This is a genomic window from Escherichia ruysiae, assembly GCF_031323975.1.
Taxonomy (GTDB): domain Bacteria; phylum Pseudomonadota; class Gammaproteobacteria; order Enterobacterales; family Enterobacteriaceae; genus Escherichia; species Escherichia ruysiae.
On record NZ_JAVIWS010000001.1, the window covers coordinates 2,284,846 to 2,304,937 of the forward strand.

Annotated in this window: 18 protein-coding genes; 5 read left to right on the top strand and 13 right to left on the bottom strand. The window is 52.3% G+C overall.

What is annotated here, in order from left to right; all coding sequences use genetic code 11:
* Positions 1-42: 42 nt before the first annotated feature.
* On the bottom strand, positions 43-1,122 hold the full coding sequence (gene alr / locus RGV86_RS11185; RefSeq protein WP_001147290.1) for an alanine racemase: 1,080 nt from the start codon (positions 1,120-1,122) through the stop codon (positions 43-45).
* Positions 1,123-1,174: 52 nt separating this feature from the next.
* Entirely contained in the window at positions 1,175-2,590 is a 1,416-nt protein-coding gene (dnaB, locus tag RGV86_RS11190) for a replicative DNA helicase (RefSeq protein ID WP_000918355.1), read from the bottom strand.
* 82 nt (positions 2,591-2,672) lie between these two features.
* On the opposite strand from dnaB, the gene RGV86_RS11195 reads away from it, so the two are divergent.
* The gene (locus RGV86_RS11195; protein ID WP_000235546.1) at positions 2,673-3,656 is read left to right on the top strand and encodes a quinone oxidoreductase; all 984 of its coding nucleotides are present in this window, start codon (positions 2,673-2,675) and stop codon (positions 3,654-3,656) included.
* A 163-nt stretch (positions 3,657-3,819) separates the two neighbouring features.
* Here the strand turns inward: RGV86_RS11195 and pspG are convergent, their stop codons facing one another.
* Both pspG and dusA read right to left on the bottom strand, forming a co-directional pair.
* Positions 3,820-4,062 (bottom strand): envelope stress response protein PspG, encoded by a 243-nt coding sequence (gene pspG / locus RGV86_RS11200; RefSeq protein WP_000891404.1) that lies wholly within the window; start codon positions 4,060-4,062, stop codon positions 3,820-3,822.
* A gap of 135 nt (positions 4,063-4,197) precedes the next feature.
* Positions 4,198-5,193, bottom strand: a complete 996-nt coding sequence (dusA, locus tag RGV86_RS11205) for a tRNA dihydrouridine(20/20a) synthase DusA (protein WP_085461286.1) — start codon at positions 5,191-5,193, stop codon at positions 4,198-4,200.
* Between the two features lie 154 nt (positions 5,194-5,347).
* Between dusA and zur the strand changes: the two genes are divergently transcribed.
* Positions 5,348-5,863: a zinc uptake transcriptional repressor Zur gene (gene zur, locus RGV86_RS11210; protein WP_000416266.1), complete on the top strand. Its 516-nt coding sequence runs from the start codon at positions 5,348-5,350 to the stop codon at positions 5,861-5,863.
* Positions 5,864-5,904: 41 nt separating this feature from the next.
* Here the strand turns inward: zur and RGV86_RS11215 are convergent, their stop codons facing one another.
* From RGV86_RS11215 to dgkA, 4 genes are all read right to left on the bottom strand, one after another.
* Positions 5,905-6,114 carry a CsbD family protein gene (locus RGV86_RS11215; protein ID WP_001030603.1) on the bottom strand — a complete coding sequence of 70 codons (210 nt, stop codon included), beginning with the start codon at positions 6,112-6,114 and terminating at the stop codon, positions 5,905-5,907.
* 115 nt (positions 6,115-6,229) lie between these two features.
* Positions 6,230-7,555 (bottom strand): MATE family efflux transporter DinF, encoded by a 1,326-nt coding sequence (gene dinF / locus RGV86_RS11220; RefSeq protein WP_137598356.1) that lies wholly within the window; start codon positions 7,553-7,555, stop codon positions 6,230-6,232.
* A gap of 72 nt (positions 7,556-7,627) precedes the next feature.
* Entirely contained in the window at positions 7,628-8,236 is a 609-nt protein-coding gene (gene lexA, locus RGV86_RS11225; protein ID WP_000646078.1) for a transcriptional repressor LexA, read from the bottom strand.
* 109 nt (positions 8,237-8,345) lie between these two features.
* Positions 8,346-8,714, bottom strand: coding sequence for a diacylglycerol kinase (gene dgkA, locus RGV86_RS11230; protein ID WP_000002906.1), 369 nt, complete (start codon positions 8,712-8,714; stop codon positions 8,346-8,348).
* Between the two features lie 169 nt (positions 8,715-8,883).
* Here dgkA and plsB point away from each other — a divergent pair, with 169 nt between their 5' ends.
* Complete coding sequence (plsB, locus tag RGV86_RS11235; RefSeq protein WP_016159874.1) at positions 8,884-11,307, top strand: glycerol-3-phosphate 1-O-acyltransferase PlsB; 2,424 nt, start codon at positions 8,884-8,886, stop codon at positions 11,305-11,307.
* A 166-nt stretch (positions 11,308-11,473) separates the two neighbouring features.
* On the opposite strand, the gene ubiA is transcribed toward plsB, so the two are convergent.
* The 5 genes from ubiA to malK all read right to left on the bottom strand — a co-directional run bounded on the left by ubiA (position 11,474) and on the right by malK (position 16,744).
* Positions 11,474-12,346, bottom strand: coding sequence for a 4-hydroxybenzoate octaprenyltransferase (ubiA, locus tag RGV86_RS11240; RefSeq protein WP_000455237.1), 873 nt, complete (start codon positions 12,344-12,346; stop codon positions 11,474-11,476).
* Positions 12,347-12,358: 12 nt separating this feature from the next.
* On the bottom strand, positions 12,359-12,856 hold the full coding sequence (gene ubiC / locus RGV86_RS11245) for a chorismate lyase (RefSeq protein WP_000019215.1): 498 nt from the start codon (positions 12,854-12,856) through the stop codon (positions 12,359-12,361).
* A 179-nt stretch (positions 12,857-13,035) separates the two neighbouring features.
* On the bottom strand, positions 13,036-13,974 hold the full coding sequence (malM, locus tag RGV86_RS11250; protein ID WP_010344810.1) for a maltose operon protein MalM: 939 nt from the start codon (positions 13,972-13,974) through the stop codon (positions 13,036-13,038).
* A 241-nt stretch (positions 13,975-14,215) separates the two neighbouring features.
* Positions 14,216-15,556: a maltoporin LamB gene (gene lamB, locus RGV86_RS11255; protein ID WP_000973648.1), complete on the bottom strand. Its 1,341-nt coding sequence runs from the start codon at positions 15,554-15,556 to the stop codon at positions 14,216-14,218.
* A 72-nt stretch (positions 15,557-15,628) separates the two neighbouring features.
* Complete coding sequence (gene malK / locus RGV86_RS11260; RefSeq protein ID WP_000179160.1) at positions 15,629-16,744, bottom strand: maltose/maltodextrin ABC transporter ATP-binding protein MalK; 1,116 nt, start codon at positions 16,742-16,744, stop codon at positions 15,629-15,631.
* A 364-nt stretch (positions 16,745-17,108) separates the two neighbouring features.
* Here malK and malE point away from each other — a divergent pair, with 364 nt between their 5' ends.
* Positions 17,109-18,299, top strand: a complete 1,191-nt coding sequence (malE, locus tag RGV86_RS11265; RefSeq protein ID WP_000695404.1) for a maltose/maltodextrin ABC transporter substrate-binding protein MalE — start codon at positions 17,109-17,111, stop codon at positions 18,297-18,299.
* A 243-nt stretch (positions 18,300-18,542) separates the two neighbouring features.
* A complete protein-coding gene (gene malF, locus RGV86_RS11270; protein ID WP_010344809.1) occupies positions 18,543-20,087 on the top strand; it encodes a maltose ABC transporter permease MalF in 1,545 nt (514 codons plus the stop codon).
* Positions 20,088-20,092: the final 5 nt, after the last annotated feature.

A 20,092-nucleotide genomic window follows, 5' to 3' on the forward strand; every position in this document is an offset into this window, starting at 1 on the left:
TCACACCGCATCCGGCACAGACAATCAACTATTGCAGAACGATTAATCCACGTATTTCATCGCGACCCTTGATGTCAGGCGCGTGATAAGTTCGTAAGCACTCACTTTCGTCATTTCTGCGATACGCTCTACGGGCAGACCTTCGCCCCATAAAATGACCTGATCCCCGGCTTTATCCTGCGCCTGCGGGCCTAAATCTACGCAGATCATATCCATCGCGACTCGCCCCACAATCGGCACTTCGCGGCCGTTCACCAGCACTGGTGTACCGGACGGCGCGGCGCGCGGGTAGCCATCGCCATAGCCCATCGCCACCACGCCAAGGCGGGTATCGCGCTCGCTAATCCAGGTGCCGCCATAGCCTACCGGTTCACCTGCTTTATGCTCACGCACGGCAATCAGGCTGGAGGTCAGTGACATCACTGGCTGGCAACCGAAATCGGCACCGGTGGAACCATCTTCCAGCGGTGACACGCCATAAAGAATGATGCCCGGGCGCACCCAATCAAAATGCGACTGCGGCCATAACAAAATTCCGCCCGATGCGGCGATTGAACGCTTGCCGGGTCTGCCTTCGCAAAAGGTATTGAAGATATCGAGTTGTTTCTCAGTCGCGCCGCATTTTGGCTCATCAGCACGAGCAAAGTGGCTGACAATATTCACCGGCTGACGGACGTTTTTACATTGCGTAAGTCGTTGATAAAACGCTTCAGCTTGTTCCGGTAACACGCCCAGCCGGTGCATACCGGTGTCGAGTTTCATCCAGACGGTAACTGGCTCCTCCAGATTGGCCTCTTCCAGCGCAGCAAGCTGTTCTTCGTTATGCACGGCAGTATGCAGATGTTCAGCGGAGATCGTCGGCAGATCGTCTGCTTCAAAAAAGCCTTCCAGTAACAAAATAGGTTGCGTGATGCCCCCCGCCCTAAGCCGCAGGGCTTCTTCGAGACGGGCAACGCCAAAGGCGTCGGCATCGGGGAGCGTTCGCGCGGTCTCAATCAGACCGTGACCGTAGGCGTTCGCTTTCACCACCGCAACCAGTTTACTGGCAGGTGCCAGTTCACGCAGACGTTGCAGGTTGTGTCGCAGAGCGCGGCGGTTAATCACAACAGTTGCCGCTTGCATTTGTGTTCCTTGATAAGTGTTTGCTTTAATTACCTAATTCATAAAATAATTATTATTCGTCGTCGTACTGTGGCCCCGCGTAGTTGTCGAAACGCGACCATTGACCGTTAAAGGTCAGGCGTACCGTCCCGATTGGGCCGTTACGTTGTTTACCGATAATAATTTCTGCGATGCCTTTTAAATCACTGTTTTCGTGATAAACCTCATCACGATAGATAAACATGATCAAGTCCGCATCCTGCTCGATGGAACCGGATTCACGCAGGTCGGAGTTGACCGGGCGTTTGTCAGCACGTTGTTCCAGAGAACGGTTCAACTGAGACAGCGCCACCACCGGCACATTCAGTTCTTTCGCCAGGGCTTTTAGCGAGCGGGAGATTTCTGCAATTTCCAGCGTACGGTTGTCTGAAAGCGCCGGTACGCGCATCAATTGCAGGTAGTCGATCATGATGAGTCCGATGCCGCCGTGTTCACGGGCAATACGGCGCGCGCGGGAGCGCACTTCCGTTGGCGTCAGGCCGGAGGAGTCATCAATGTAGATATTTCGTTTTTCCAGCAAAATGCCCATCGTGCCGGAAATACGCGCCCAGTCTTCATCATCCAGTTGCCCGGTACGAATTTTGGTCTGGTCAACGCGCGACAACGACGCCAGAGAACGCATCATAATCTGTTCCGATGGCATCTCCAGCGAGAAGATAAGTACTGGTTTATCCTGCAACATCGCCGCGTTTTCGACGAGGTTCATCGCAAATGTCGTTTTACCCATCGACGGACGCGCGGCGACGATGATCAAATCCGACGGCTGCAAGCCAGCGGTTTTTTTGTTGAGATCGTCATAGCCGGTATTAACACCGGTTACACCATCGTGCGGTTGCTGGAACAGTTGCTCAATACGCGCCACCGTGGCGTCGAGCACATCGGCGATATTCTTCGGCCCTTCGTCTTTATTGGCACGACTTTCGGCAATTTTAAAGACGCGAGATTCAGCAAGGTCGAGCAAGTCTTCACTGGTGCGCCCTTGCGGATCAAAACCGGCTTCGGCAATCTCATTCGCAACTGAGATCATCTCACGGACAACGGCACGTTCGCGCACGATGTCGGCATAGGCACTGATGTTCGCTGCACTTGGCGTATTTTTTGACAGTTCCGCCAAATAAGCAAAACCACCAACGCTGTCAAGTTGCCCCTGGCGCTCCAGTGATTCGGCAAGGGTGATCAGGTCAATTGGGCTACCGCTTTCCTGCAAACGCGCCATTTCGGTAAAGATATGACGGTGCGGACGGGTGTAGAAATCATCTGCCACCACTCGCTCGGCCACATCGTCCCAGCGTTCGTTATCCAGCATTAAACCGCCCAACACCGACTGCTCCGCTTCGATCGAGTGCGGAGGCACTTTCAGCCCGGCAACTTGTGGATCGCGATCGCGGGGTTCAGCCTGCTGTTTGTTGAAGGGTTTATTTCCTGCCATAGTGAATGGAGTTACCGAGATAAAGAATGGGTCGAAACTTTACCATATGAAGCAGACCCTGACGATACGTTCTGGAGGACACATGGCAACACGAATTGAATTTCACAAGCACGGTGGCCCGGAAGTACTTCAAACCGTGGAATTTACTCCTGCCGATCCGGCAGAGAATGAAATCCAGGTCGAAAATAAAGCCATTGGCATCAATTTCATCGACACTTATATCCGCAGCGGCCTTTATCCACCGCCATCGCTACCCAGCGGATTAGGCACCGAAGCGGCTGGCATTGTGAGCAAAGTCGGCAGCGGCGTGAAACATATTAAAGCGGGCGATCGTGTGGTTTATGCGCAGTCAACGTTAGGGGCTTACAGTTCTGTGCATAACGTCAATGCCGATAAAGCGGCAATTCTGCCAGCGGCGATCTCTTTTGAGCAAGCTGCCGCGTCGTTCCTGAAAGGCTTAACGGTTTATTATCTGCTGCGCAAAACGTATGAAATCAAACCTGACGAACAGTTCCTGTTCCATGCGGCTGCTGGCGGCGTGGGCTTAATTGCCTGCCAGTGGGCAAAAGCCTTAGGAGCAAAACTTATTGGCACTGTGGGCAGCGCGCAAAAAGCGCAAAGTGCATTAAAAGCGGGTGCATGGCAGGTAATTAACTATCGCGACGAAAATCTGGTCGAGCGATTAAAAGAGATCACCGACGGCAAGAAAGTGCGCGTGGTGTACGATTCCGTAGGCAAAGATACCTGGGAACGGTCGCTGGATTGTCTGCAACGTCGCGGTTTAATGGTCAGTTTTGGTAACTCATCAGGCGCGGTGACGGGTGTGAACTTAGGCATTCTCAATCAGAAAGGCTCGCTGTATGTGACACGCCCTTCCCTGCAAGGCTATATCACCACGCGGGATGAGTTAACCGAAGCCAGTAATGAACTGTTTTCTTTGATCGCCAGCGGCGTGATTAAGGTCGATGTCGCAGAGCAACAGAAATATCCGCTGAAGGATGCGCGGCGAGCGCATGAGATTCTGGAAAGCCGGGCGACGCAGGGTTCCAGCTTACTGATCCCATAAAGAAATTGGGCTTCCACCTGGGAAGCCCTTTCTTTTATAGTTCGGCTGTATGTAGGGTACAGCACGATGAATCTGTTAGAGACGCAATAGTGACAGATTTGATAATCAATTCCTATTTTGTTCTAAGGATAAAACCTTAGGTTGTGATCATCCGCACAATCCCTTAGTAACGCCAGCGGTCATAACGCTGATATTTCGGCACTTTTGGTGCTTTAATCGCCTTAATAACCCACACCACCGCAATCGCCAGCAGTAACCACGGCAGCAACTTAATCATCAATGCCAGCATACCGCCGAGGAACATAATGGCCGTCGCCACAACCAGCGCGGCGATAATGCCCAGCAACGAAACGCCGGTGACCATCAACATGACAAAAAAGCCAATCACAAAAAGTAGTTCCAGCATGATGTACTCCCAAATATGAAATCTCTTGCAGCCATTACAAGAATCATGCCAAAACCTAACATTATGATTTATCAAAAAATATGCCCCGCGACGGTGCGCAGGGCATAGTGAATTTGACTACTTTGTGGTGAAAAATTAACGCTTATCCGCCACCAGTTTGAGCGCATGTTCCAGCACGTTAATGTCAGCACCCGCTTTATGGGCATTTTCACTTAAATAACGACGCCACTGCCGCGCACCAGGAATACCCTGGAACAGACCCAGCATATGCCGGGTAATATGGCCGAGATACGTCCCCTGGCTAAGCTCACGCTCAATGTACGGATACATGGCGCGGACTACCGCCACCGGATCGGCATCAGTATCAGAGGAACCAAAGATCTCTCGATCCACCGCCGCCAGAATCCCCGGATTCTGGTACGCCTCACGTCCGACCATCACGCCATCCATATGTTGCAAATGTGCTTTAGCCTCTTCCAGCGACTTGATGCCACCGTTAATCGACATCGTCAGATGCGGAAAATCACGCTTCAGTTGATAGACGCGCGGGTAATCGAGCGGCGGGATTTCGCGGTTTTCTTTCGGGCTTAAACCAGAAAGCCAGGCTTTACGCGCGTGGATGATAAACATCTCACACTCGCCTTTACCGGAAACGGTGTTGATGAAATCACAAAGAAATTCATAGCTGTCCTGGTCGTCAATACCAATACGCGTTTTCACCGTGACTGGAATCGACACCACATCGCGCATCGCTTTAACGCAGTCGGCTACCAGTTGCGCATTACCCATCAGGCACGCGCCAAACATGCCGTTCTGTACCCGGTCAGACGGGCAGCCGACATTCAGGTTGATTTCATCGTATCCGCGCGCTTCTGCCAGCTTCGCACACTGCGCCAGTGCCGCTGGATCGCTTCCACCCAGTTGCAACGCCACCGGATGCTCTTCTTCACTGTACGCCAGGTAATCACCTTTACCGTGAATAATTGCCCCCGTGGTCACCATTTCGGTATAGAGAAGTGTATTGCGGGAGAGCAGACGCAGGAAATAACGGCAATGTCTGTCCGTCCAGTCGAGCATCGGGGCAATGGAGAAACGGTATGCGGAATAAGCGGTTTGTGATTCTGCTGACATGGCGTTTTTTTAAGCACCTGGTGAATTGGGGGCGCTACTATAGCATAACGAATATGCGATCAGGCAATGTGACAGCTATGACGCCCTGTTCTCGGCGTTTAAGTGAGAACTATGGTAAAGTAAGGACATTCTTAACCCCACTTTGAGGTGCCCAATGGAAAAGACCACAACGCAGGAGTTATTAGCGCAAGCTGAAAAACTCTGTGCACAGCGTAATGTGCGCCTGACCCCGCAGCGCCTTGAAGTGTTGCGCCTGATGAGTCTGCAGGAAGGAGCCATCAGCGCCTACGATCTGCTTGATTTACTGCGTGAAGCAGAGCCGCAGGCCAAGCCGCCAACGGTTTATCGCGCACTCGATTTTCTGCTTGAGCAAGGGTTTGTGCATAAAGTTGAGTCCACCAACAGCTATGTGCTCTGTCACCTGTTCGATCAACCAACGCATACTTCAGCTATGTTTATTTGCGATCGCTGCGGCGCAGTGAAAGAAGAGTGTGCGGAAGGTGTGGAAGACATCATGCATACGCTGGCGGCAAAAATGGGTTTTGCCCTGCGGCATAATGTGATTGAAGCGCATGGATTATGTTCAGCATGTGTAGAAGTGGAAGCGTGTCGTCATCCTGAACAGTGCCATCATGACCACTCTATTCAGGTGAAAAAGAAACCGCGTTAAGAGGGCGTACATCCTTGTACACGTCGGGCAGGAGGGATTAATTACCAGCGGTATTCATTGCGGGTTTCCCAGTCCACGACCTCTTTCTCTGCCTGATCTTTCTGGTAACCGTAGCGTTCCTGGATTTTACCCACTAACTGATCACGTTTACCTTCAATGACCGTCATATCATCATCGGTCAGTTTGCCCCATTGCTCTTTCACTTTACCTTTGAACTGTTTCCAGTTACCGCCGACTTCGTCTTTATTCATATTCAAGTCCTCATCGTTAGGTGGTGAATGAGAGTACGCTCGCTTTTCTTCTGAACATGGGATTAAGTGTAGTCAGGAATTTGGCTTAGGATTATTTATTCAGAATATTTAACCGTCACGCTCCGGCAAACCATGTTCCGTTGCGCCAGTGACGACGCCAGATAGCCGCCAGAGAAAGCCCGCGCAGCGCCAGAAAGACGGTTAACGCCAGCCACAAACCATGATTACCCAACCACGGCAACGTGAGGAGCGTCAGCGCAAATCCTGCTGCTGCCACCGCCATACTGTTTCGCATTTCGGCGGCGCGCGTTGCACCTATAAACATGCCGTCCAGCAGATAACACCAGACACCAACCAGCGGTAAAATGACCTGCCAGATAAGATAGCGATCGGCCAGCTGCTGAATCTGGGTTAATGACGTCAGCAACGCAATAATGTGTTCCCCTGCCAGCAAATAAATCACAGAAAACAGCAACGCCACGATCCCCGACTGGCGACACGCTGCGCGCCAGACATCCAGTAACTGGCTCCCGTCGCGCGCACCGTATGCCTGACCTGAATGAGCTTCAACCGCGTAGGCAAAACCATCCAGCGCATAGGCGGTAAAGGTGAGTAGCGTCATCAGAACCGCGTTAACGGCGATAATGTCACTTCCCAGTCGCGCGCCAAGTACCGTTATTGCACCAAAACAGAGTTGCAATAACAGGGAGCGCAGCATGATGTCGCGGTTAAGCGCCAGCAAGCGACGGACGTTTCCTCGCCAGGCTGTTTTCAGCATTTCGCCGGAAATACCGCGTAGTTTGAGGATTTTACGCACCATTAGCAGACCAATCAGCAACGTCGCATATTCTGCGATGACCGTTGCCAGCGCCGCGCCCTGCACGTTCATATGCAGCCCCATCACCAGCCAGACATCCAGCACAATGTTGAGAATATTACCCACCACTAACAGGACAACCGGCGCACGGGCATATTGCACGCCGAGCAACCAGCCAAGTAATACCAGGTTTGCCAGCGACGCCGGTGCACTTAGCCACCGAATTTCAAGAAAGCGCCGCGCCTGTTCCAGCACGGCTTCACTGCCACCAACAATATGCAGCGCCAGATCGATAATCGGTGTACGCAACAGAGCAATCAACGCGCCAGCCCCCAGCGCCAGTAGCAACGGCTGCACCAGCGCACGCGCTAATGCCTGAGGATTTTTGGCACCATACGCCTGCGCAGTAAGCCCGGTAGTGCTCATGCGCAAAAACAGCAACAGCATAAAGAGAAAGCTGGTCGCCGTTGCGCCAACCGCCACGCCGCCCAGATAAACCGGACTATCAAGATGACCAATTACCGCCGTATCAATCAGCCCCAGCAACGGAACGGTGATATTGGAGAAAATCATAGGTAAGGCGAGATGCCAGAGAGCTTTATCAGATGAAGTGAGGAATGCCATGCAGACAAGCCTGATGAAGAGAGATGAAAAACAAACCGCGACGCCAGGCGGCATCGCGGTATCAGAGATCTGTTACAGCCAGTCGCCGTTGCGAATAACCCCAACCGCCAGCCCTTCAATGGTGAAGCTCTGCTGACGAAGGTCAACGACAATCGGTTTAAACTCGCTGTTTTCTGGCAATAATTCGACTTTATTGCCCTGTTTTTTCAGACGCTTAACGGTAACTTCGTCATCAATACGTGCGACAACGACCTGACCATTACGTACATCCTGAGTTTTATGCACTGCCAGCAAGTCGCCATCCATAATGCCGATATCTTTCATCGACATTCCGCTGACGCGCAGCAGGAAATCGGCATTCGGCTTGAACAAGGAAGGATCGACCTGATAATGACCTTCAATATGCTGCTGCGCCAGAAGCGGTTCACCGGCAGCCACACGACCTACCAATGGCAACCCTTCTTCCTCTTCCTGCAACAAACGAATCCCACGCGATGCGCCGGAAACAATTTCAATTACGCCTTTGCGTGCCAACGCTTTCAGATGTTCTTCAGCCGCGTTTGGGGAACGGAACCCCAAACGCTGCGCGATTTCCGCACGCGTCGGCGGCATACCTGTCTGGCTGATGTGATCACGAATGAGATCAAACACCTCTTGTTGCCTGGCCGTTAACGCTTTCATTCCGCCCCCTGGGTGTATATACAGTTATGCTGTGAGTATATACAGCAAAAGGCGATTTTGGAACCATAAACTACACAATAAACCAGAGATTTATCGAATTCTGGAAGGGTTATCCAAAATGCGACCATAACAGAATGACCCAGGTTGCCACAGCGACGATAATCGCGATCAGCACCGCTGCGGACCCCATATCTTTCGCCCGCCCGGAAAGCTCGTGGTATTCAGAGCCAATACGATCAACCACCGCTTCGATGGCGCTATTGAGAATTTCCACAATCATCACCAACATGACGGAGCTAATAAGCAGTACGCGGGTTATCGCGTCCACATCCAGCCAGCAAGCGATGACCACCGCCAACAATACCGCCACGCCTTCCTGACGGAATGCCGCTTCGTTGATCCATGCAGCGCGTAAACCTTTCCAGGAATAGCCAGCGGCTTTGATAATTCGAGTGAATCCAGTGGTATTATTGGCCATTGAAAGAACCTTTTTACATTATGAGCGTCAATATCAGTGTACCGTTGAATCCGATGATTCCGGTAGCGTAGCGCCGCGCGAAACATGAGCGGATACCACAGAATTTCCCATGACTTTCTGCTATCCTTCCCGCGCATTTGCATTATTAACCAGAGGCTTTACATCGTTTATGTCCGGCTGGCCACGAATTTACTACAAATTACTGAATTTACCATTAAGCATCCTGGTAAAAAGCAAGTCTATTCCGGCAGATCCTGCCCCGGAATTGGGGCTCGATACCTCTCGTCCAATTATGTACGTTTTACCGTACAACTCAAAAGCGGATTTGCTGACGTTGCGCGCCCAGTGCCTGGCGCATGATCTGCCTGATCCATTAGAGCCGCTGGAGGTAGACGGCACGCTACTGCCGCGCTATGTGTTTATTCATGGCGGGCCGCGTGTTTTCACCTATTACACGCCGAAAGAAGAGTCTATTAAGCTGTTCCACGACTATCTCGATCTGCACCGTAGCAACCCAAATCTGGATGTGCAGATGGTGCCGGTATCGGTGATGTTTGGTCGTGCGCCAGGACGTGAAAAAGGCGAAGTAAACCCGCCACTACGTATGCTCAACGGCGTGCAGAAATTTTTCGCCGTACTGTGGCTTGGTCGCGATAGCTTTGTGCGTTTCTCGCCGTCAGTTTCGCTACGCCGCATGGCTGATGAACACGGCACAGATAAAACTATCGCCCAAAAACTGGCGCGCGTGGCGCGTATGCACTTTGCCCGTCAGCGTCTGGCTGCCGTGGGTCCACGCTTGCCTGCTCGTCAGGATTTGTTTAATAAGCTGCTCGCCTCGCGTGCAATTGCCAAAGCGGTAGAAGATGAAGCGCGCAGCAAAAAGATCTCCCATGAAAAAGCGCAGCAGAACGCTATTGCGCTGATGGAAGAGATTGCGGCGAACTTCTCTTACGAGATGATCCGCCTGACTGACCGTATTCTGGGCTTCACCTGGAACCGGCTCTATCAGGGAATCAACGTCCATAATGCCGAACGCGTTCGCCAGCTGGCTCACGACGGTCATGAGCTGGTGTATGTGCCATGCCACCGTAGCCACATGGACTACCTGCTGCTCTCTTACGTGCTGTATCACCAGGGGCTGGTGCCGCCGCATATCGCCGCCGGGATCAACCTGAACTTCTGGCCTGCCGGGCCGATTTTCCGCCGTCTGGGGGCGTTCTTTATTCGCCGTACTTTTAAAGGCAATAAACTCTACTCCACCGTTTTCCGTGAATATCTCGGCGAACTGTTCAGCCGTGGTTATTCCGTTGAGTACTTTGTGGAAGGCGGTCGTTCGCGTACAGGACGTTTGCTTGATCCGAAAACCGGCACACTGTCGATGACCATTCAGGCGATGCTGCGTGGCGGTACGCGTCCGATTACGTTGATTCCGATCTACATCGGTTATGAGCACGTCATGGAAGTGGGTACTTACGCCAAAGAACTGCGCGGCGCGACGAAAGAGAAAGAGAGCCTGCCGCAGATGCTGCGCGGTTTAAGCAAACTGCGTAATCTCGGTCAGGGCTATGTCAACTTCGGTGAACCGATGCCGTTGATGACCTATCTCAATCAGCACGTACCAGACTGGCGTGAATCTATTGATCCTATCGAAGCTGTACGCCCGGCCTGGTTAACGCCGACAGTCAATAACATTGCTGCCGATCTGATGGTGCGCATTAACAACGCAGGCGCGGCTAACGCCATGAACCTGTGCTGTACTGCGCTGCTGGCGTCACGTCAGCGTTCACTCACTCGCGAGCAATTGACTGAGCAGCTGAATTGTTATCTCGATTTGATGCGCAACGTGCCTTACTCCACGGACTCTACCGTTCCTTCAGCCAGCGCCGGTGAGCTGATTGATCACGCGCTGCAAATGAACAAGTTTGAAGTTGAGAAAGACACCATCGGCGACATTATTATCCTGCCGCGTGAGCAAGCGGTGCTGATGACCTACTATCGCAACAACATTGCGCATATGTTGGTTCTGCCTTCGCTGATGGCAGCAATTGTGACGCAGCATCGGCACATCTCCCGCGAAGTGTTGATGGAGCACGTCAATGTGCTTTACCCAATGCTAAAAGCGGAGCTGTTCCTGCGCTGGGAGCGTGACGAGTTGCCGGGTGTTATTGATGCGCTGGCGAATGAGATGCAACGCCAGGGGCTGATTACGCTGCAAGATGATGAGTTACATATCAATCCGGCGCACTCCCGCACGCTTCAGTTGCTTGCCGCAGGCGCGCGTGAAACGCTGCAACGTTATGCGATTACCTTCTGGCTGTTGAGCGCCAACCCGTCGATCAATCGCGGTACGCTGGAGAAAGAGAGCCGCACTGTGGCACAACGTCTTTCCGTGCTGCACGGCATCAACGCACCGGAGTTCTTCGACAAAGCGGTGTTCAGTTCTCTGGTGCTGACGCTGCGTGATGAAGGATATATCAGCGACAGCGGCGACGCCGAACCGGCAGAAACGATGAAGGTTTATCAGTTGCTGGCGGAGTTGATTACGTCCGATGTACGCTTAACGATTGAGAGTGCGACGCAGGGCGAAGGGTAACTGATGAGCGTTGCCGGATGCGGCGCAAACGCCTTACCCGGCCTACTATGACCTGCAAATTCAATAAATTGCGATGTGTTATGTAGGCCTGATAAGCGCAGCGCATCAGGCAGCATTTCACAGAAAAAAAGCCGGATGACCATGATCATCCGGCTTTTTTACATCATCAGAAATGCCAGTAACTCATTGCCAGCCCTAAAAACAGTACCAGGCCAACATAGTTATTATTCATAAACGCTTTAAAACAGGCTTCACGCTCGCGGTTGGCAATCAGTTTTTGTTGATAAACAAACAGTGCGCCCGCGATCAGTATTGACCAGTAATATCCCCAGCCTAAGCCATTTAACTCGCCGATAATCGCCATCAGCACCAGCACGCCAATCTGCAAAATGCCGATAATCAACTTATCGTATTGTCCAAACAGGATCGCGGTGGACTTAATGCCAATCTTCACGTCGTCATCACGGTCAACCATCGCATACTGCGTGTCGTAAGCCACCGCCCACAGAATATTGGCGAGGAACATTAACCAGCAGCTTAACGGCACCGATTCACTCACAGCGGCAAAAGCCATTGGAATCGACCAACCAAACGCCGCACCCAGCACCACTTGCGGTAAATGGGTATACCGCTTCATAAACGGGTACACCCACGCCAACGCCAGTCCGGCAATCGACAACAGAATGGTCATCGTGTTCAGCGTCAATACCAGTAAGAACGAAATCAGCACCAGCACCACAAATAGCGTTCGCGCCTCTTTCTCCGTCACCGCGCCACTGGGAAGCGGTCGGTTTGCCGTGCGCTTAACATGACCATCAAACTTACGATCAGCATAGTCATTCACTACACAACCGGCGGCACGCATCAGCCAGACGCCAGCGACAAACACCGCCAGGATCCAGAGTTGGGGAACACCGGGTGTCGCCACCCATAGCGCCCATAAAGTTGGCCAGAGCAGCAGTAACGCACCAATTGGCTTATCCGTACGCATTAAGCGGTGAAACGCCAGCAGCTTATTTTGCGTCAGACTCCACTCCATATTTTTTTCCTCTTAGTACAACGGTGATGCCGGTAAAAACAGTTCGGTCAGCAGCAGCGGCTTACCACTTAATCGCAGGCGGGAACGTCGCCCCCAAAGTCCGGCATCACTGCCTATCTCAATAAAGTCACGGGTTAATGTCGATGATGTAAACAGATAGCGTCCTAACGGCGTTTTACCCAAATTTTGTAACGCCAGCTCGGGGCCGCTTAGCGTTGACACAGGAACGACAGTGCGACCGGCAAGCCACGGTTCTCCATCTGCACATAACAAAATCTCACGTAACCAGTAACGGGATTCTTTCGGCAGCAGCGGTAATTCTTCGGGGATTTCATTCTGCTCGACAAACCCTTCGCGGATCATCGTCACGCTCACCGTTTTTCCCTGCTGTTCAAAACGTTTGGTCATGGAATCTTCCAGCAACAACCAGTCGAGCAGTTGCGGTTCCAGCGCAGGGATCTCTGCAAAATAGCGCAGCGCACGCAGTTGCGTTAACGCGGGGTGTGACATGCCGAACTCTCCGTTACATAACGTAAAGGCATTGTATCGCAGAAAAGCGTTAACGGGAGATGTAAAGCATATTAAGTGATCTAATACGCAACAATAACGCAACAATCACAGGAGAGAGAGAAAAAAAGGTGCGCCCGAAGACGCACCAGTTGTTGCAAAATCAGCACTGTGGGGCGTAATTACCCCTTGCCTTTTACACTGCTGATAAAGGTGGAACGGGCAGATGTCGAGCCCAGGCGTTCAGCTTCATCAAGCAGTTTTAACGCCTTATCAACATCACCTTTCGCGACAGCGTTTTTAATCGCGGTATTAAAATAACTTTCCGTGTCGTTGAGCATAGGTTCACTTTTCTTCGCCGGTGCCGGAGCAGGTGCAGCTGCGGCCGGTGCCGTGTAGGTCGCCGGTGCTGCAGTGTTGCCTACCGTAACCGGAGCTGGAGCGGAAGAACCAAACAACGGCCCCACCAACACGCTGGAGCTGGAGTTGGTTTTCACTTTCAGTTTCAGCAGACCATCGGTGGTATGACGGGCAACCGGGTCTGGAATATCCGGCACCGAGTTACCAACACCTTTGGCATAGGCTTTTGCCGGATCGAGCAGTTGTGTCGTCTGCTGGAGATCTTTTTCAGTGGTAAAGACCAGCACATAAAGTTTCTGCTGCCCTAATGCAGGTGTCAGTCGCATAACGCCTTCCAGACGATCTGCACTCATCACGCCAGGTTCCTGGTAGGTGAAATAACTGCTGGGGAAGAAGGCCGATGGTGTCATGTTCTGATCAAGAATCAGCACGTTCGGCGCAAATACGCTGGTTTGTTTGTTCACTTCACTGGTCAGCGTCAGTGTCAGCTCGCCAATGTTTGCCGGGACGCTGTATGCGGCAACCGAACCGCTGATGCCAGGGACGTTCAGTTGTTGACCGCCAGTAGCTAACCGGGTGGTCTGGGTTTTAGATTGATCGACTGGTGTCCAGGTTAATTGTTGCAGCGCGGCAGATGGAATGGCTGGCGCATCGCTGGTGTTTTGCGGTACGTAGTTAACATCGGCAAGGCTGATTCCAGGCGCGCTTGCCAGCAACCCTGCTGATAAACAGAGGGCGATGAGACTTTTATTCATTTTCATTGTTTTCACCTCAAAATCTGGAGTTCAGCGGTAGCCAGGCAATAGCGCGCTTAACCCGATAATCAGAGGGGCTTACGCCCCTTATAAATAATGACAACCTGTTTTATGCCGGATGCGGCGTGAACGCCTTATCCGGCCTACATTCGGCAGCAGTTGTAGACCTGATAAGACGCGGCAGCGTCGCATCAGGCGTTGATTGCCGGATGCGGTACAAGCACCTTATCCGGCCTACATATTGCTATTACCACCAGATTTCCATCTGGGCACCGAATGTCCACTCATCGCTATCACCGCGACCGAAGCTACCGCCTTCGAAATTCGCCGGAACAGCTTTGCCGTAGTTCGGGTTGGAAGAGGAGCTACCGTTGTAGTCATAACCCCATTTCTCATCCCACTTGGCGTAGGTTGCGAAGACACGAATAGCCGGGCGTGACCAGATGCTGTCGCCAGCCTGCCATTGTTGTGCGAGGGTGATTTTGTACTGATTGTTCTTGTCGCCAGTGCGCTGGGATTCGACGTTGTCGTAGCCCACTTCCAGCAAGGTACTCATGATAGGCGTCCACTTGTACATTGGACGAATACCGACGGTCCACCATTTGGTGCCGTTGTCGTTATCCCAGTTGATATCCTGGTACATACCCACGTACATCATGTCCCAGTTGTCGCCCATGGAGATCGCACCGTGATCGAGGATACGCAGCAGGTGACCGTTATTGTTAATATTGTAGGCAAATTTTTCGTTATCAAACGCAACGCCAGAACCCTGCGACAGACCTTTACCCTGCGAGGTCATCGAGTCTGTTGCGTACTGAACAACAAACTTGTTGAAGCCTTTCAGGATGCTCTGGGTATGCTCGGCAGTGAACATCCAGCCATCTTTCGATGCGCCATCAACCAGACGATAGTTATCACGCAGGTTAGCGCGACCGTAGTCAACACCCAGTTCCAGGGTGCCGCCCGGGTTGATTTCCATCTGCGCTAAACGCACGTCGAAGACGTCGTTCGCAGTCTCGTTGGTATAGTCATAGATATTGTTGCTGGCGAAAGAAGACGAACCGCCCGCTTCAGAAGAACGCGTTGCTGCCAGAGAAAGTTTACCGAAGCCAACGTCGATGTTTTCCAGACCGGCACCAGGACCAGAAATATCCCAGTAGTAGAAGTCGATCATATGAACGTCATGACGCTGATAGAAACGCTTACCGGCCCAAATAGTGGCGCCTGGCAGCCATTCAATCAGGTTTTTCCCCTGCACGTTCGCTTCACGGAAGGCCGGATCGGTGGCTTCCCAGTCATTCTGTTGTGCTACGGAATAGGCAACGTTAGTGTCGAAATAGAAGCTCTTATCGCCCTCTTTCCACACTTCCTGACCCAATTTTAATTCAGCATAAGTTTCACATTCGTTGCCAAGACGGTATTTACTTTGAGCGCCAGTGGTCTGGAAACACTGTTGTTCACCGCCGCTCCCTGTCCAGCCGATCCCGGAACGAGCGTAACCGTGGAAATCCACAGCCATTGCCTGAGCAGACATTACGCCTGCTGCGACGGCAACCGCCAGAGGAAGTTTGCGCAGAGTAATCATCATTCTATCTCCTGAGTCATTGCTTTTCTTTTTTCACATCGCCTGTCACAGGCTTTGTGTCTTTTTTAGGGGTGCTTAAACGCCCGGCTCCTGATGCAGTCGACGACATGCAGTGCCATCCTCACGGAACAGATGGCAACGCTCTGGCGGCAGGCCGATAGCGAATGTGGCACCTTCTTCTACCAACACCACGTCAGACTGGCGGTACACCAGGTTTTGACGAATGGAAGGGATCTGGATATGAATTTGCGTTTCGTTGCCGAGCTGCTCGACCACCTGAACTTCCCCCTCAAGGATGACGTCGGCGATATCGCTTGGCAGTAAATGTTCCGGGCGAATGCCCAGCGACATGTTGGCGCCGACCTGAACGTTGTGGCTTTCAACCGGCAGCCAGACCTGCTGGAGGTTTGGCATCGGCAGCTCAACCTGGACTTGATCGATTGCAACGGCGGTCACTTTTACCGGCAGGAAATTCATTTTCGGTGAACCGATAAAACCGGCGACAAAGCGGTCGGCCGGATAGTGATACAACTCAAGCGGCTTCCCGACCTGCGCCACGCGACCGGCGTCCAGCACCACGATTTTGTCGGCCAACGTCATCGCTTCGACCTGGTCGTGGGTGACGTAAATCATCGTGCGCCCCAGGCGTTTATGCAGACGGGAAATTTCGATACGCATCTGTACACGTAGCGCGGCATCAAGGTTGGAAAGTGGTTCATCGAGTAAAAACACGCTTGGCTCGGCCACCAGCGTACGACCAATCGCCACACGTTGACGTTGTCCGCCGGAGAGCGCCTTCGGTTTGCGATCCAGCAAGTGCGCCAGTTGCAGCACTTCCGCCACCTGGTTAACACGCTGGTTGATGACCTCTTTCTTTGCGCCTGCTAATTTCAGGCCAAAAGACATATTTTCTGCCACAGACAGGTGGGGATAGAGCGCATAGGACTGGAACACCATGCCGACGCCGCGTTCTGCTGGCGGGGTATCGTTCATTCGTTTATCACCGATGAACAGGTCGCCGCTGGTGATCGTCTCAAGACCGGCAATCATGCGCAGTAAAGTGGATTTACCGCAGCCAGACGGTCCGACAAACACCACGAACTCACCTTCGTGGATGTCGAGATTGATATCTTTCGATACCACCACATCCCCCCAGGCCTTCGTTACATTTTGCAGCTGTACGCTCGCCATGCCCTTCTCCCTTCGTTACAACCTGTCATCGACAGCAACATTCATGATGCAGTGACTATGCGTCATCGGAAGATGGCTTAAATCCTCCACCCCCTGGCTTTTTTATGGGGGAGGAGGCGGGAGGATGAGAAGGTGGGGTCTGCATACTAATCCGAGGGAAAGTAAGGAAATTCGTGATATTGCTTGCAAAAAACATGGCAATTTTGTGTGCGCCTTACCGCAATACTGCCGTTTCTGCGATGCAGATCACATAAAACGAAGGTGGGGCGTAGGGGCAAGGAGGATGGAAAGAGGTTGCCGTATAAAGAAACTAGAGTCCGTTCAGGCGTTTTCACAAGCACTTCACCAACAAGGACCAGAGATTATGAAAATAAAAACAGGTGCACGCATCCTCGCATTATCTGTTTTGACGACGATGATGTTTTCCGCCTCGGCTCTCGCCAAAATCGAAGAAGGTAAACTGGTAATCTGGATCAACGGCGATAAAGGCTACAACGGCCTCGCAGAAGTGGGTAAGAAATTCGAGAAAGATACCGGAATTAAAGTCACCGTTGAGCATCCAGATAAGCTGGAAGAGAAATTCCCCCAGGTTGCGGCCACTGGCGATGGTCCGGACATTATTTTCTGGGCGCACGACCGCTTTGGCGGCTATGCCCAATCTGGCCTGTTGGCTGAAATCTCCCCAGACAAAGCGTTACAGGACAAGCTGTATCCGTTTACCTGGGATGCTGTACGTTATAACGGCAAACTGATTGCTTATCCGATTGCCGTTGAAGCGTTATCGCTAATTTATAACAAAGACCTGCTGCCGAATCCGCCAAAAACCTGGGAAGAAATCCCGGCACTGGATAAAGAACTGAAAGCGAAAGGTAAGAGCGCGCTGATGTTCAACCTGCAAGAACCGTACTTCACCTGGCCGCTGATTGCTGCCGACGGTGGTTATGCGTTCAAGTATGAAAATGACAAATACAATGTGAAAGACGTTGGTGTGGATAACGCCGGCGCGAAAGCGGGTCTGACCTTCCTGGTTGATCTGGTTAAAAACAAACACATGAATGCGGATACTGATTACTCCATCGCAGAGGCGGCCTTTAACAAAGGTGAAACGGCGATGACCATCAACGGTCCGTGGGCATGGTCCAACATCGATACCAGCAAAGTGAACTACGGTGTGACGCTGCTGCCGACCTTCAAGGGACAACCTTCCAAACCGTTCGTTGGCGTTCTGAGTGCAGGCATCAACGCTGCCAGCCCGAACAAAGAACTGGCAAAAGAGTTCCTCGAAAACTACCTGTTGACTGACGAAGGGCTGGAAGCGGTAAATAAAGATAAACCGCTGGGCGCCGTGGCGCTGAAGTCTTACCAGGATCAGCTGGCGAAAGATCAACGCATTGCGGCCACCATGGATAACGCCAAGAACGGTGAAATCATGCCGAATATCCCGCAGATGTCGGCCTTCTGGTATGCCGTGCGTACCGCAGTGATCAACGCCGCCAGCGGTCGTCAAACTGTTGATGCCGCGCTGAAAGATGCGCAGGGTCGTATCACCAAGTAATGCTGTGAAATGCCGGATGCGGCGTGAACGCCTTATCCGGCCTACGAAACCGAAGCATATGTAGGCCTGATAAGACGCGTCAGCGTCGCATCAGGCGGTTATTGTCGGAGCGGCGTAAATGCTTCATCCGACCTGGAAAAACGAACTGTACGTAAGCCTGATAAGGCGCGCCAGCGCCGCATCAGGCGGTTGTTGCCGGATGCGGTGTAATCATTTATCCGTCCAGGAATGAGGAAGAACCCCATGGATGTCATTAAAAAGAAACATTGGTGGCAAAGCGACGCGCTGAAATGGTCAGTGTTAGGTCTGCTTGGCCTGCTGGTGGGTTACCTTGTTGTTTTAATGTACGCACAAGGGGAGTACCTGTTCGCCATTACCACGCTGATTTTAAGTTCTGCGGGACTGTATATTTTCGCCAACCGGAAAGCCTACGCCTGGCGCTATGTTTATCCGGGAATGGCAGGAATGGGGCTGTTCGTGCTCTTCCCTCTGGTCTGCACCATCGCCATTGCTTTTACCAACTACAGCAGCACTAACCAGCTAACTTTTGAACGCGCCCAGGAAGTTCTGTTAGATCGTTCCTGGCAAGCGGGCAAAACCTATAACTTCGGGCTTTATCCGGCAGGTGATGAGTGGCAACTGGCGCTCACCGATGGCGAAACCGGTAAGCATTATCTCTCCGATGCCTTTAAATTTGGCGGCGAGCAAAAGCTGCAACTGAAAGAAAGTGCCACACAGCCTGAGGGCGAGCGCGCAAATCTGCGCGTGATTACCCAAAATCGTCAGGCGCTGAGCAACATTACCGCCATCCTCCCGGATGACAACAAAGTGATGATGAGCTCCCTGCGCCAGTTCTCTGGCACACAACCGCTCTACACACTGGGCGATGACGGTACGCTGACCAATAACCAGAGTGGCGTAAAATATCGTCCGAATGACCAGACCGGCTTTTACCAGTCCATCACCGCCGATGGCAACTGGGGCGACGACAAACTCAGCCCCGGTTACACCGTGACTACCGGCTGGAAAAACTTTACCCGCGTCTTCACCGACGAAGGCATTCAGAAACCGTTCCTCGCGATTTTCGTCTGGACCGTGATGTTCTCACTGATCACTGTCTTTTTAACGGTTGCAGTCGGCATGGTGCTGGCCTGTCTGGTGCAATGGGAAGCGTTGCGCGGCAAAGCGGTCTATCGCGTCCTGCTGATTCTGCCCTACGCGGTGCCATCGTTTATTTCAATCTTGATTTTCAAAGGGTTGTTTAACCAGAGCTTCGGTGAAATCAACATGATGTTGAGCGCGCTGTTTGGCGTGAAGCCCGCCTGGTTTAGCGATCCGACCACCGCACGGACGATGCTGATTATCGTCAACACGTGGCTGGGTTATCCGTACATGATGATCCTCTGCATGGGCTTGCTGAAAGCGATTCCTGACGACCTGTATGAAGCCTCAGCGATGGATGGCGCAAGTCCATTCCAGAACTTCTTTAAAATCACGCTGCCGCTGCTGATCAAGCCGCTGACACCGCTGATGATCGCCAGCTTCGCCTTTAACTTTAACAACTTCGTGCTGATTCAACTGTTGACCAACGGTGGCCCGGATCGTCTTGGCACCACCACGCCAGCCGGTTATACCGACCTGCTCGTTAACTACACCTACCGTATCGCTTTTGAAGGCGGCGGGGGTCAGGACTTCGGTCTGGCGGCAGCGATTGCCACGCTGATTTTCCTGCTGGTGGGTGCGCTGGCGATAGTGAACCTGAAAGCCACGCGAATGAAGTTTGATTAAGGGAG